Source organism: Modicisalibacter sp., from assembly GCF_055145905.1.
The window spans coordinates 17,794-29,424 of record NZ_JBSREH010000031.1; the positions used below are offsets into that span (position 1 = coordinate 17,794).

An 11,631-nucleotide genomic window follows, 5' to 3' on the forward strand; every position below is an offset into this window, starting at 1 on the left:
GCAAGAAGGCTCCGAGCGCCCAGTACCCGGGCCGTCACGGCCGCTCGGGGTCCGGCAGGCCTTCGTAGTAATCCGACTGGAACGACTCGACGGCGCTCTCGGCCTCCTCGATGGCCTCGAAGCGCGCCACATGGAACAGCGCCTCGCCCTCGTTGGCCAGCGGCAGATTGCTGATGCCGATGACGATGCCATCGGCGTTGGCGCGGACCTCGCCCTCGGCGTTACCGAAGGGATCAGCGACCCGCCCCAGCACCTGCCCCCTGGCAACCCGCGCGCCCAGGCGCACCTGCGGGCGCAGGATGCCGTCGATCGGTGCCCGCGCCCAGCTCGAGCCATTGGCCACCTCCGCCGCGGGCGTCTCGCGCCGTCGACGATGGTCGGCCGCCAGCATCCCTAGGTGGCGCATCACCCGCAGCACTCCGCGCACCCCCGGGGCAATCGCCCACTCGTCGAAGCGCAGCGCCTCCCCGGCTTCGTAGGTCAGCACGGGCGCGCCCCGGCTCTGGGCGTAATGGCGCAGACTGCCCTCGCGCAGTTCGGCGTTGAGGATCACCGGCGCGCCGAAGGCTTCGGCCATGGCTGCCGTATCGGTGCCTACGCTGAGTTGCGAACGCACCTGCGGCAGGTTGGTGCGATGGATGGCCCCGGTATGCAGGTCGATGATGTGGGTGGCGAGATCGACGATCTGCTCGCGAAAGAGCGCCGCGATCCGCGAGCCCAGCGACCCCGTTTCGCTACCGGGAAAACAGCGGTTGAGATCGCGCCGATCCGGCAGGTAGCGCGTATGCTGCACGAAGCCGAAGACGTTGACGATCGGCACCGCAATCAGGGTACCGCGCAAGCGCCGGATCGACGCCGAGCGCAGCAGGCGCCGCACGATCTCGACCCCGTTGATCTCGTCGCCGTGGATCGCTCCGCACACCAGCAATACCGGCCCCGGCTGGCGACCATGCACGACCTCCACGGGAATGTGCAGCGGCGCGTGTGTATAAAGCTTGGCGACCGGAACATCGATCTGGGCGCGGGAGCCCGGCGCAATCCGCACGCCGGCCAGTTCAAAGGGAGCTCGAGCCATGGTCCTGCACAGTCCTCGGATGGATCATGGCTCCCTTATACTGACCCGAACCCGAATTGGCGACCCCCCTTTGGGTACGTATCGGGCCTCCATTCCCGAACGAACCACCTTCACTGGCGAATCGCCTCGAACTCGAGCAGCACCTCGACCTCATCTCCCACCAGGCCGTCGGCCACGCCGTAGGTCATCCCCCAGCGGCTGCGCGAGAGCGTGGTACGTGCCGATATTCCCAGGGTGTAGGCCTTGTGGCCGAACGGGTACATCGCCGCCTTGTTGAGGGTCACGTCCAGGGTCACAGGATGCGTCTGCCCCCGCAGGGTCAGATCCCCGACCAACCTGCCGTGGCGGCCGTCCTCGGTGACCAGCCGGGTCGGCTCGAAGACGATCGCCGGGTACTTGCCGGCGGCGAGGAAATCACCACCTCGCACGTGGCTGTCGCGCGCATCGTGGTTGGTGAAGACGCTATCCGCGGCGATCTCGATACGCCCCTGTCCCAGGGTACGGGTGGCCTCGTCATAGACGAACTCGCCCTCGCCCTCGAGGAACTGCCCCAGCAACCGCTCGTAGCCGATGTGCGAGACGAGAAAGCCGATCGAAAAATGCTCCGGATCGATGCGATACGTGGCCGGCGCCGCCCGCGCCATGCCCGCGATCAGCGACAGGCCCAGCAGCAGCGCCAGGGCGATAGCCCGGGCCGAACGCGATACCCAACACCCCCTCATGCTCATGAGACACCTCCACGGGATCGATGATGCTCGAAGACCGGCTGATGACGCTGTCGCCACAGCCAGTGGATGTCCAGTACGAACGACAGCACCAGCAGGACCAGCGCGACACCGGCCAGCAGAGCGACAAGCGGTACCGGTGCGAACGGCAGCAACCCCGTCAGCAGGGTCGCCACCTGCCAGACGCAGATCACCTTGCGCCGTCGGCTCTCCGGCAACGGCCGCCTCAACCAGGCCGCATACCAGCCGGCCGCCACGAACAGGTAACGCAGGGCCCCGATGGCCAGGACCCAGGGCCCGGCCTTGTCCAACGCGACCAGCGCGGAACACAGTACCAGGATGAAGAAAGCGTCGAGCTCCATGTCGAAGCGCGCCCCGAAACGCGACACCGAATGGGTCAACCGGGCCACCCAGCCGTCCACGCCATCGAGCAGCAGCGCCACCAGCGCCAGCCCCGCCATGGCGCCACCGCGGCTGGCCATGAACTCGGGAAATACCACCGCCCCGGCGATCATGGCCACCAGCATGCCGCGCACCAGCGTGACCCGATTGGCCCAGCCCAGCGGCTCACGCGTCACCGGCAGCCGCCACAGCACCATCGCCAGCATTCCCGCAAAGACGGCCCCGGCACTCAGCCGCCACCCGGCCGGTCCCGACAGCCACAGCAACAGCAGTTCGGTCAACAGCACGAACGTCACCAGCCCCAGCAGCCCCTCGGCAGCGCGGGTCCGCCCAGGCCGCCGGTCGTCCTGCCTTCCGGTCGATCCCGTCATATACCACCTCCTTGATCCAGGGCAGGCTTCGCGGCTTGACGCCGGAGGCCGCGACGGGGGAACGTGTGTGTTCACTATGGCAGGCGACGCATCACGCCACCGCCCTTTCCAGCAGGCCCCGTGACAAGGACGCCACACTGTACAATAATTCTACAACAGTTTTACGATGCGCGATGTCTTCGGATCGGATCGCACCGGTCACGCCGCGCTGACCACAAGGACGCTGTCATGCCCACCACGACTGCCACGGCCTTCTGGACACTCGCTCCCGGCCATGGCGCCCTGCGCGAAGAACCGCTGCCTGCACCCCGGGATGGCCAGTTGCAGGTGCGTGCCCGTTACAGCGGTATCAGCCGGGGCACCGAGGCATTGGTGTTCAATGGCGGCGTTCCCGCTTCCGAGTATCAGCGCATGCGGGCCCCCTTTCAGGCGGGCGATTTCCCGGGGCCGGTGAAGTACGGCTATGCCAGCGTGGGCGTGGTCGAAGACGGCCCGATGGAGTGGCGTGACCGCGAGGTGTTCTGCCTGCATCCGCATCAGGACCGCTACTTGGTACCGGCCGACGCCGTCGTCCCCCTGCCCGAAGCACTTCCCGCCGCACGCGCGGTCCTCGCCGCCAACATGGAAACCGCCCTCAACGGCGTGTGGGACGCGGCGGCACGTCCCGGCGATCGTATCGCGGTCATCGGCGCCGGGGTGGTCGGCGCCCTTGTGGCCCACCTCTGTACAGGCCTGCCCGGCACGCAAGTGGAACTGATCGACATCGACCCCGAGCGTGCCGCTCTCGCCCGGGCGCTGGGCGTGAGCTTCCGCACCCCCGACGCTGCCAGCGGCGATGCCGATCTGGTGTTTCACGTCAGCGGCGCGCCCCGGGGCCTGGAACACGGCCTGACACTGGCGGGCTTCGAGGCCACGCTGGTCGAGATGAGCTGGTACGGTCGCCAGCGCGTCAGCCTGCCCCTGGGGGAAGCCTTCCATGCCCGGCGCCTGCGCCTGATCTCCAGCCAGGTGGGCGCCGTGGCACCGGCTCGCCGGGCACGCTGGTCGCATCGGCGTCGTCTGGGGCTGGCCCTCGAGCTGCTGGCCGATCCTCGCCTGGACGCGCTGATCGAGGCCGAAAGCCCGTTTGCCGACCTGCCAGAACTGATGCCGCGGCTGGCTGCGGCCCGCGGCGCCCTCTGCCATCGCCTGCGCTATGCATGAATGCCCGAATCGCGAGACAAGGAGTCCGACACGATGTTCAGCCTTACCGTCCGCGACCAGATGATGATCGCCCACAGTTTTCAGGGCGAGGTCTTCGGTCCGGCGCAGCACCGCCACGGCGCGACCTATGTGGTCGACGTGACCTTCAAGCGTCCCGAGCTCGACGAGCATGACCTGGTCGTCGATATCGGCCTGGCCGGCGACACCCTCAAGGCCGTGCTGGCGGAATTCCATCTCACCGATCTCGACGAGCTGGACGCCTTCCGGGGTCGCAACACCACCACCGAATTCATGGCGCACGCCGTCTTCGAGCGCATGGCCCGGCGGATTCGTGACGGCGAGCTCGGCGAAGGCGCCAAGGCCCTGACGCACCTCAAGGTGACACTGCACGAGTCACACATCGCCTGGGCCGGCTACGAGGGGGCGCTATGACGGACCTGACCTTCATTGTCGCCGGCGACCCCGGCCAGCTTACCGGCGGCTACGTCTACGACGCCCGCATCGTCGAGGCCCTGCGCCACCAGGGCTGGCAGGTCGAGGTCGTGGGGCTGGAGGGGCGTTTCCCGGAACCCGATGCCGCCGCCGGCCAGGCGCTGGACACGGCCCTGGCTGACTGCCCCAACGGCGCCAGGGTGGTGATCGACGGGCTGGCCATGGGTGGTCTGCCCGAGATCGTCGCCCAGCATGCACCGCGCCTGGATATCACCGCGCTGGTCCATCACCCGCTGGCCGACGAGACCGGCCTCGACGCCGCCCAGTGCACTCGCTTCCGGATCAGCGAAACGCGGGCGCTGGCCGCGGTGAATCGAGTCATTGTGACCAGCCCCTTTACCGCTCGCCGGCTCGCCGACTTCAAGGTCGGCGCCGAGCGTATCCGCGTGATCGAGCCCGGCGTCGAGCGCCCACCGATGCCACCCCGACGCGCCGCATACCACACCGGCCCCGCCCGACTGCTGTGCGTGGCCACGATCACGCCGCGCAAGGGCCACGACGTTCTGGTCGAGGCACTGGCCGGGCTGGCCGACCGGGACTGGCAGTGCGACTGCATCGGCGGTCTCGATCGGGACGTCGCCCATGTCGAGCATGTCCGTGAACGCATCGCCGCCCATGGGCTGAGCGAGCGCGTCCACCTGCTCGGCGAGCGCCCGCCCCATGCCCTGGCCAAGGCCTACGCGGCGGCGGATCTCTTCGTGCTGCCCTCCCATTACGAGGGTTACGGCATGGTGATCAGCGAGGCCCTGGCCCACGGGCTGCCGGTACTCACCACCACCGGCGGTGCGCTCGCCCACACGCTTCCCGAAGGCGCCGGCCTGCAGGTGCCGCCCGGCGATCCCGCCGCCCTGGCCGAAGCCCTGACGCGCTGGCTCGACGACGCCGCGCTGCGCGACACCCTGCTGGACGGCGCCCGCGAAGCCGGCCAGGCGCTTCCCGACTGGAACACGACCGGCCGCGCCTTCGCCGCGGCACTCATCGACACCCCGGAGACACACGCATGACCATGGCACTGGCAAGCAACGCCCTGAACCAGCCGGCCGGTCGCTTCGACGGCCGCTGGCTGACCCTGCGCGAACCCACCGACCATCAGGCCCGCGATGCCTCGCTCACTCAGGAAGCCCGGCGCTGGCTGGAACAGTGCCGCAGCGATGACCGCCCGCTGCACCTGATCGACCTGGGCAGTGGCAGCGGCAGTAACGTGGCCTATCTGGCGAACCATTGGCCCGGCCCCCAGCACTGGCGCCTGATCGATCAGGATGCCGAGCTCCTCGAGCAGGCCGAAAGACGTCTGCAGACGCTGCGGGATGACGACGCCCGCCCGCTCGCGTGGCAACACGAGCAACGCTCGCTGACCCCCTTCGACCCCACCCTGCTCGACGGGGCCGATCTGGTCAGTGCCTCGGCCCTGTTCGATCTGGTCTCGCGCGACTGGCTCGACGGCTTCGTGCAGGCCATGGTGGAACGGCGTCTGCCCGGCCTGTTCACGCTCAGCATCACCGGCGGCTGGCGCTTCATCGACGCCGACGGCAACTATCGGGAGGACGCCGACGACCGCTGGGTACGTCGCACTCTCGACGAGCATCAGCACCGCGACAAGGGCTTCGGCGCCGCCCTGGGCGGCAATGCCACCGACGCACTCGCCGAACGCTTCGCCGCCCACGGCTATGATCTGATGCGCGCCGCCAGCCCCTGGGTGCTGACGCCCTCCGACGCCGATGCGCGTCCGCTGGCTCTGGCCCTGCTCGACGGCTGGGCCGAGGCGGCGCTCGAGCAGCGGCCCGACGAAGCGACGCGGATTCACGCCTGGCACGCGCGGCGCCGCACCAGCCTGGAGGCGGGCGACTGGGGCGTGCGCGTCGAGCACGACGACCTCTTCGTTCACCCGCGGCACGGCGGATGACACCCCTGCCGCCCGGCACCCTGCCCCGCCTGGCGTTCAGCCTGGCAGGGCTCGCCGGCGTCACGGCCTGGCTCGACCCGTCGGCGATCGCCGCCGAACTCGAGGGTCTGGCATTGGACTGGATCGCGCTCGGCCTGCTGACCAGCCTGCCCCAGGTGGTCGTCTCGGCCTGGCGGTGGCGGCTCACGGCACGCCTGCTGGGCGCGCCACTGTCCCGGGCGGCGGCCTTTCGTGAATACTATCTGGCCACTTTCCTCAATCAGCTGCTGCCCGGGGGCGTGATGGGCGATGTCGCCCGTGCCTGGCGACATGCCGGCACCAGCGGCGCGCGACGCGCGGCGGTCCGAGCCGTGGTCATCGAACGTACCTCCGGGCAGCTGGTGCTGTGGGGGGTCACCGCCGTGGCCCTGCTCGCCCCGATCTGGCACGCCCCGCTCGCGCGCGCCGGCGAAGCCCTGGCCGCCCTGCCCGGCACGAGCCGGGCCACGGCGATACTGGGCCTGCTGGCACTGAGCGCGGGGCTGACCGTACTCTATCGCCGGCCGCCCCGGGCACTGGCCGGACTCGGCGGCGATCTGGCCCGTACCCTGTTCTCCGCGGCCGCCTGGCCCCGTCAGCTGCTCGGTTCACTGGCGGTGGTCATCAGCTACATGGCGGTCTATGTGTGCGCGGCCAGAGCCGTGGGAGCCGAACTGCCGACGATGACCCTGGCGGCGCTGGTGCCGCCGGTGTTGATGGCCATGGCCCTGCCGCTGTCGGTCGCCGGCTGGGGGCTGCGCGAGGGCGCCGCCGCCCTGGTCTGGAGCGCGGTCGGGCTGCCCGCCGCCCAGGGCGTGGCGATCTCGATGACCTACGGGCTAGTGGTGCTGCTGACCAGCCTGCCCGGTGCTTTCTTCCTGCTGTACCGGCGCCACGGCATCGGCAAGCGCCAGGTCGAGCAGAAGATCCTCACCGCAGGCGAAGTGGCGCATCGGCGGACGCCGCGCCCGATCGAGGGTGTCGATGGCGGGCAGCTTGAGACCGGGGCGTCCGGAGCCGATAAGCAACGGCGCCACCATGACGTGCAGGCGGTGCAGCACGTCGGCGTCGAGAAAGCGCGAGACGGTGACGCCGCCGCCCTCGATCAATACCCGGTGCATTCCCTCGGCGGCCAGCGCCTCGAGAATCGTGCCTGGGGCGATGGCGCCGGGCGGAACAGCCAGCTCGAGGTGCCGGACATGGGCGCCGACCCCGGCCAGGGGTTTCACGCCACGGCCCACCAGGTGCCAGGTCGCGGCCAGGCCGTCCTGAAAGACGGCCCGCTCGGCGGGCAGGCGGCCGCGAGGATCGAGGATCACCCGGCAGGGGTGCCCCCCTTCGACATGGCGCACGGTCAGCTGCGGGTCGTCGGCGGCCACGGTACCGGCGCCGACCAGCACGGCATCGACCAGGGCCCGCAGACGATGCAGGTGAGCCCGGCTATCCAGGCCATTGATGTAGTGCGAGGCACCGGTTTCGGTGGCGATGCGCCCGTCGAGACTCTGTCCCAGCTGGGCGATGGCCAGCGATCCGCAGCGCGCCACCAGTGGCAACAGACAGTCGAACAGGTCCCGCACCGCCTCGCCGGGGACGATATCGGTACGCCAGGCACCGCCCCGGCGCACCTCGAGGGTCATCCTCTCGGCCGCGAAGCGGGCCATGGCAGACCGTGACCAGTCATGTTCACGGGCCTGGCGGACAAGCCGCCAGGCCGCTGGGAAAAGCGAGTCGTGCATGCATCCTCCGGGAAGGCTCGACGACTCATCATGCGCAGCCCGACTGCGCCGGGGCAACCCCAACGCAAGGAGACGCTCATGCATCAGGTCGAACGCGCCCTTTTCGATATCCGCCGCGGCTTGCCGGTGCTGCTGCGTGACGCCGACGGACCCTGTCTCGTGCACCCGCTGGAAAGCCTGGACGACACCAATCTCGCCACGCTGGCCGAGCGGCCGGATGCGCCGAGCCTGGTGCTCAGCCGCCATCGTCTGGCACGCCTGGGCCACCCCATCGATGCCGACGGTGCCCGCCTGGCGCTGACACCCGCCTTGTGCCGGGACACCCGGCGGCTCAACGCCCTGGCATTCGGCCTGGACCGCGTCGAAGCCCTGCCCGAACTGCACCCCGCCGGCCAGGCCGAGCGGGCGGCTCTGGCCCTGATGCGCCGCGCCCTGTTGATTCCCGCCGCCCTGACGACCCGCATCGCCGACGACGAACGCCCCGGTATCGAGGCACGTCTGGCCAGCGGCGAGCTGCTGGCCGTCGGGGCCGCAGAGGCATCACGCCTGCTCGACGCCGCCCCGGGCATGCTGCGCCGGGTCAGCGAGGCGCGGATCCCGCTGGCCGAGGCCACCGAAAGCCGTTTCATCCTGTTCCGCGAGCCCGACGGCCTGCGAGAGCATGTGGCGATCATCATCGGCGAGGCCGAGCACTGGCCATCCGCTGTGCCCCTGCGCCTGCACTCGGCCTGCCTGACCGGCGATCTCTTCGCCAGCCTGCGCTGCGACTGCGGCGAGCAGCTGCGCAACGCCGTGGCCGAGATCGCCGCCCTGGGGGGCGGTGTGCTGCTCTACCTGGCCCAGGAGGGGCGTGGCATCGGCCTGGCCAACAAACTGCGTGCCTATACCCTGCAGGACGCGGGGCTGGACACCGTGGACGCCGACCAGGCGCTGGGCTTCGGCGAGGACGAGCGACGTTACGCCGTGGCCGTGGACATGCTGGCCGCCCTGGCGATCCGTCGCGTGCAGCTGCTCACCAACAACCCGGTCAAGATCGCCGCGCTGACCGACGGCGGCATCGAAGTCGCCGAGCGCCAGGCCCTCTACGGCCGACTCACCGAGCAGAACTACCGCTACCTGCATGCCAAGGCCCACCGCGCCGGGCACCTGCTCGACGAGGTGCTCGGCGATCACCGCGAGTCCGGCCGGGCCTGAAAGTCGTCAATGGCCATGAGCCGGGTGTCGACGAGGATCTCCGCCAGCCGCGCCGCATAGTGCGCTACCAGGCGCTCGCCGAGTTCGGGATCGGCCAGCTGTGCATTGCCGACCACGCCGTCGGGATGCAGGTCCTCGGCCAGCCAGGCAAATGCCGCCTCTCCCTCGGGCCCCAGCCGGGCACCGCCGGCGGCCATCGCCTCGCCCCGTGATTCAGGGTGGCCGAGACGCTCGACACGCACCGCGTGCGGGGCCAGGGCCAGCATCAGCGAGGTTTCCAGGGCACCGCCGTGCAGGCCGTGCCGCCACTCCGCGTCGGGCAGCGCCCCCTCGGGCGGCGTGAAGCGCATGTAGTGGGCCTTGACCACCAGCATGCCCCAGCGCCGCCGCAGCCGCAGTGCGGCGATGTCCATCACGCCCTTGTTGCCACCGTGGGCATTGAACAGCACCAGACGGCGCACACCGGCCCGGGCGAGTGCATCGCCGTGGGCCTCGATCACCGCGATGGCCACCTCCGCCGGCAGGCTCAGGGTACCGGGAAAGCTCAGGTGCTCGTCACTGGCGCCCACCACCATGCCCGGCAGCGTCAGCAACGGGAAGTCGTCCGGCAGGTGCGCGCACGCGGCCGCGGCCAGCCCCGTGGCGATATCATGATCGGTGGACAGCGGCAGATGCGCACCGTGCTGTTCGATCGCCCCCAGCGGCAACAGCGCCACCGTATCCGGCGTCACCCGGTCGCGCAGCTCGACACTGGTCAATGTCTGCCAGTCCCGCCCCGGTCGTGCTGACATGCGTCACTCCTCGATCATCGCGAATACGGCATCATCGTCATCGACATTACGTCAGGATACGCTAGGATGCAGCCGCTTCGGCCGCCCCCAACGTCCCTCTCGCCCAGGAGCCTGCCATGCTGGAAGTCATCTGTCTCACCGTCGCCTTCATGCTCGGGCTGCTGGCCTGGCGGTGCGGACTTCCGGCACTGATCGGCTTCCTGGCCGCCGGCTTTCTCATCAACCCCTTCGCCGAGCGGCTCTCACTGCCCGCGAGCACCCCGGAAATCCTCGATCACGTCTCGCATCTGGGGGTGCTGCTGCTGCTGTTCACGGTCGGGCTGAAGCTCAAGCTGCGCAGCCTCGGCCAGCCCGAGGTGCTCGGCGGCGGCCTGATCCATTTCATCGCCACCCTGGCGGTCTTCGCGCCCGGCCTGCACTGGCTGGGCGGCATCGCCTGGCCCACGGCGGTGCTGCTGGCCGTGGCACTGGCCTTCTCGAGCACCGTGCTCTCGGCGAAGAGCCTGGAAGCCCGCCGCGAGCTGCGCGCCTTCCACGGCCGGGTGGCAATCGGCATCCTGATCATTCAGGACCTGATCGCCCTGGTGGTACTGGCCTTTTCCACCGGCCAAGTCCCCTCGCCGTGGGCACTTTGCCTGCTCGGCCTGCCGCTGCTGCGCCCGGCGCTCTACCGGCTGATCGACTGGAGCGGCCACGACGAGCTGCTGCTGCTGATGGGACTGGTGCTGGCGGTGGTGGTCGGTGGCGCCGGGTTCACGGCGCTGGGCCTGTCCGGCGAGGTCGGGGCGCTGCTGCTCGGCGCCCTGGTGGCCGGCCACCCCCGCGCCCAGGAGCTGGGCAAATCGCTGTGGGCGCTCAAGGAGCTGTTCCTCGTCGGCTTCTTCCTCAAGATCGGCATGTCGGGGTTGCCCGACTGGCACTCGCTGGGCTTCGCCCTGGCCTTCACCGCTCTGCTGCCGCTCAAGGCCGCACTGTTCTTCTTTTTGCTGATCCTCTTCCGCCTGCGCGCACGCAATGCCTTCCAGGCCGCCATCAGTCTCACCAGCTACAGCGAATTCGGGCTGATCGTCGCCGCCGCGCTGGTACCCGACGCCCTGGTCAGCCTGGCACTGGCCGTGGCGTTGTCCTTTCTCGTCGCCGCGCCCCTGCAGCGCAACGCGCACGCCCTGTTCGCTCGCCTCGAACCGCTTCTACGGCGCTTCGAGCAGGACCACTGGCACCCCGACGAACAGCCCGCCTCGCTGGGCGATGCCCGGGTGATGATCGTCGGCATGGGGCGCACCGGTACCGCCGCCTACGATCGCCTGCATGCCGATCACACGCATCTGATCGGTCTGGATGCCGACCCCAGTCGGGTCGAGAGCCACATCGGCAACGGCCGCCATGTGGTCTACGCCGACGTCGAGGACGTGGGCTTCTGGAACAGTGTCGACCTGCGCCACGTCGAGGTCGTGGTACTGTCGCTGCCGGACGCCGAGACCAAGGTTTTCGCCACGCGCCAGCTGCGCGCGCACGGTTTCACCGGCACCATCGTCGCCCACAGCCTCTATGAGGACGAGGCCGAGGCGATTCGTCAGGCCGGCGCCAACCAGACCTACCTGACCATGCACGAGGCCGGACTGGGGCTGGCCGAACACGTTCGTCAGGGGCTCCACGTCACCGCGGCGGAGTAGACAGCGGCAAAGAAGGCTTGCAAGGGGCGACCGCAACCGTTGCAATGG

General features: G+C 69.7%; 11 protein-coding genes and 1 pseudogene. 7 read left to right on the top strand and 5 right to left on the bottom strand.

From position 1 onward, the window contains the following. Window positions 1-34 precede the first annotated feature (34 nt). The 3 genes from ACTCB7_RS09945 to ACTCB7_RS09955 form a co-directional block, all read right to left on the bottom strand. Complete coding sequence (locus ACTCB7_RS09945; RefSeq protein ID WP_463006545.1) at window positions 35-1,075, bottom strand: succinylglutamate desuccinylase/aspartoacylase family protein; 1,041 nt, start codon at window positions 1,073-1,075, stop codon at window positions 35-37. A gap of 110 nt (window positions 1,076-1,185) precedes the next feature. After that, window positions 1,186-1,803, bottom strand: coding sequence for a YceI family protein (locus tag ACTCB7_RS09950; protein ID WP_463006546.1), 618 nt, complete (start codon window positions 1,801-1,803; stop codon window positions 1,186-1,188). Beyond that, the gene (locus tag ACTCB7_RS09955; protein WP_463006547.1) at window positions 1,800-2,573 is read right to left on the bottom strand and encodes a CDP-alcohol phosphatidyltransferase family protein; all 774 of its coding nucleotides are present in this window, start codon (window positions 2,571-2,573) and stop codon (window positions 1,800-1,802) included. Before ACTCB7_RS09955 ends, ACTCB7_RS09950 begins: the two co-directional genes overlap by 4 nt. A 228-nt stretch (window positions 2,574-2,801) precedes the next feature. Here ACTCB7_RS09955 and ACTCB7_RS09960 point away from each other — a divergent pair, with 228 nt between their 5' ends. The 5 genes and pseudogenes from ACTCB7_RS09960 to ACTCB7_RS09980 form a co-directional block, all read left to right on the top strand. Then, a complete protein-coding gene (locus ACTCB7_RS09960) occupies window positions 2,802-3,776 on the top strand; it encodes a zinc-dependent alcohol dehydrogenase (RefSeq protein ID WP_463006548.1) in 975 nt (324 codons plus the stop codon). A 33-nt stretch (window positions 3,777-3,809) separates the two neighbouring features. Then, window positions 3,810-4,208 carry a 6-pyruvoyl trahydropterin synthase family protein gene (locus ACTCB7_RS09965; protein WP_463006549.1) on the top strand — a complete coding sequence of 133 codons (399 nt, stop codon included), beginning with the start codon at window positions 3,810-3,812 and terminating at the stop codon, window positions 4,206-4,208. Beyond that, entirely contained in the window at window positions 4,205-5,272 is a 1,068-nt protein-coding gene (locus ACTCB7_RS09970) for a glycosyltransferase family 4 protein (RefSeq protein WP_463006550.1), read from the top strand. The genes ACTCB7_RS09965 and ACTCB7_RS09970 overlap by 4 nt, the downstream gene beginning before the upstream one ends. Beyond that, window positions 5,269-6,171 carry a hypothetical protein gene (locus ACTCB7_RS09975; protein ID WP_463006551.1) on the top strand — a complete coding sequence of 301 codons (903 nt, stop codon included), beginning with the start codon at window positions 5,269-5,271 and terminating at the stop codon, window positions 6,169-6,171. The genes ACTCB7_RS09970 and ACTCB7_RS09975 overlap by 4 nt, the downstream gene beginning before the upstream one ends. After that, window positions 6,168-7,046: pseudogene (locus ACTCB7_RS09980) on the top strand (lysylphosphatidylglycerol synthase transmembrane domain-containing protein); the annotation flags it as partial. The gene ACTCB7_RS09975 and the pseudogene ACTCB7_RS09980, both read left to right, overlap by 4 nt. On the opposite strand, the gene ACTCB7_RS09985 reads toward ACTCB7_RS09980, so the two are convergent. After that, window positions 7,029-8,009 (bottom strand): RibD family protein, encoded by a 981-nt coding sequence (locus tag ACTCB7_RS09985; protein ID WP_463006574.1) that lies wholly within the window; start codon window positions 8,007-8,009, stop codon window positions 7,029-7,031. The pseudogene ACTCB7_RS09980 and the gene ACTCB7_RS09985 sit on opposite strands and share 18 nt — an antisense overlap. Here ACTCB7_RS09985 and ACTCB7_RS09990 point away from each other — a divergent pair. Further along, on the top strand, window positions 8,004-9,119 hold the full coding sequence (locus ACTCB7_RS09990; RefSeq protein WP_463006552.1) for a GTP cyclohydrolase II: 1,116 nt from the start codon (window positions 8,004-8,006) through the stop codon (window positions 9,117-9,119). The genes ACTCB7_RS09985 and ACTCB7_RS09990 overlap by 6 nt on opposite strands. Here ACTCB7_RS09990 and ACTCB7_RS09995 read toward each other — a convergent pair. Beyond that, on the bottom strand, window positions 9,095-9,910 hold the full coding sequence (locus ACTCB7_RS09995; protein WP_463006553.1) for a creatininase family protein: 816 nt from the start codon (window positions 9,908-9,910) through the stop codon (window positions 9,095-9,097). The two genes, ACTCB7_RS09990 and ACTCB7_RS09995, sit on opposite strands and share 25 nt — an antisense overlap. A gap of 116 nt (window positions 9,911-10,026) precedes the next feature. On the opposite strand from ACTCB7_RS09995, the gene ACTCB7_RS10000 reads away from it, so the two are divergent. Beyond that, window positions 10,027-11,583, top strand: coding sequence for a cation:proton antiporter domain-containing protein (locus tag ACTCB7_RS10000; protein WP_463006554.1), 1,557 nt, complete (start codon window positions 10,027-10,029; stop codon window positions 11,581-11,583). Window positions 11,584-11,631 lie beyond the last annotated feature (48 nt).

Excerpts from the sequence above, each read along its gene's own strand:
- ACTCB7_RS09975 (WP_463006551.1), top strand. The coding sequence starts at position 5,269 with ATGACCATGGCACTGGCAAGCAACGCCCTGAACCAGCCGGCCGGTCGC.
- ACTCB7_RS10000 (WP_463006554.1), top strand. The coding sequence starts at position 10,027 with ATGCTGGAAGTCATCTGTCTCACCGTCGCCTTCATGCTCGGGCTGCTG.
- ACTCB7_RS09950 (WP_463006546.1), bottom strand. The coding sequence starts at position 1,803 with ATGAGCATGAGGGGGTGTTGGGTATCGCGTTCGGCCCGGGCTATCGCC.
- ACTCB7_RS09945 (WP_463006545.1), bottom strand. The coding sequence starts at position 1,075 with ATGGCTCGAGCTCCCTTTGAACTGGCCGGCGTGCGGATTGCGCCGGGC.
- ACTCB7_RS09970 (WP_463006550.1), top strand. The coding sequence starts at position 4,205 with ATGACGGACCTGACCTTCATTGTCGCCGGCGACCCCGGCCAGCTTACC.
- ACTCB7_RS09995 (WP_463006553.1), bottom strand. The coding sequence starts at position 9,910 with ATGTCAGCACGACCGGGGCGGGACTGGCAGACATTGACCAGTGTCGAG.
- ACTCB7_RS09985 (WP_463006574.1), bottom strand. The coding sequence starts at position 8,009 with ATGCATGAGCGTCTCCTTGCGTTGGGGTTGCCCCGGCGCAGTCGGGCT.
- ACTCB7_RS09965 (WP_463006549.1), top strand. The coding sequence starts at position 3,810 with ATGTTCAGCCTTACCGTCCGCGACCAGATGATGATCGCCCACAGTTTT.
- ACTCB7_RS09990 (WP_463006552.1), top strand. The coding sequence starts at position 8,004 with ATGCATCAGGTCGAACGCGCCCTTTTCGATATCCGCCGCGGCTTGCCG.
- ACTCB7_RS09955 (WP_463006547.1), bottom strand. The coding sequence starts at position 2,573 with ATGACGGGATCGACCGGAAGGCAGGACGACCGGCGGCCTGGGCGGACC.
- ACTCB7_RS09960 (WP_463006548.1), top strand. The coding sequence starts at position 2,802 with ATGCCCACCACGACTGCCACGGCCTTCTGGACACTCGCTCCCGGCCAT.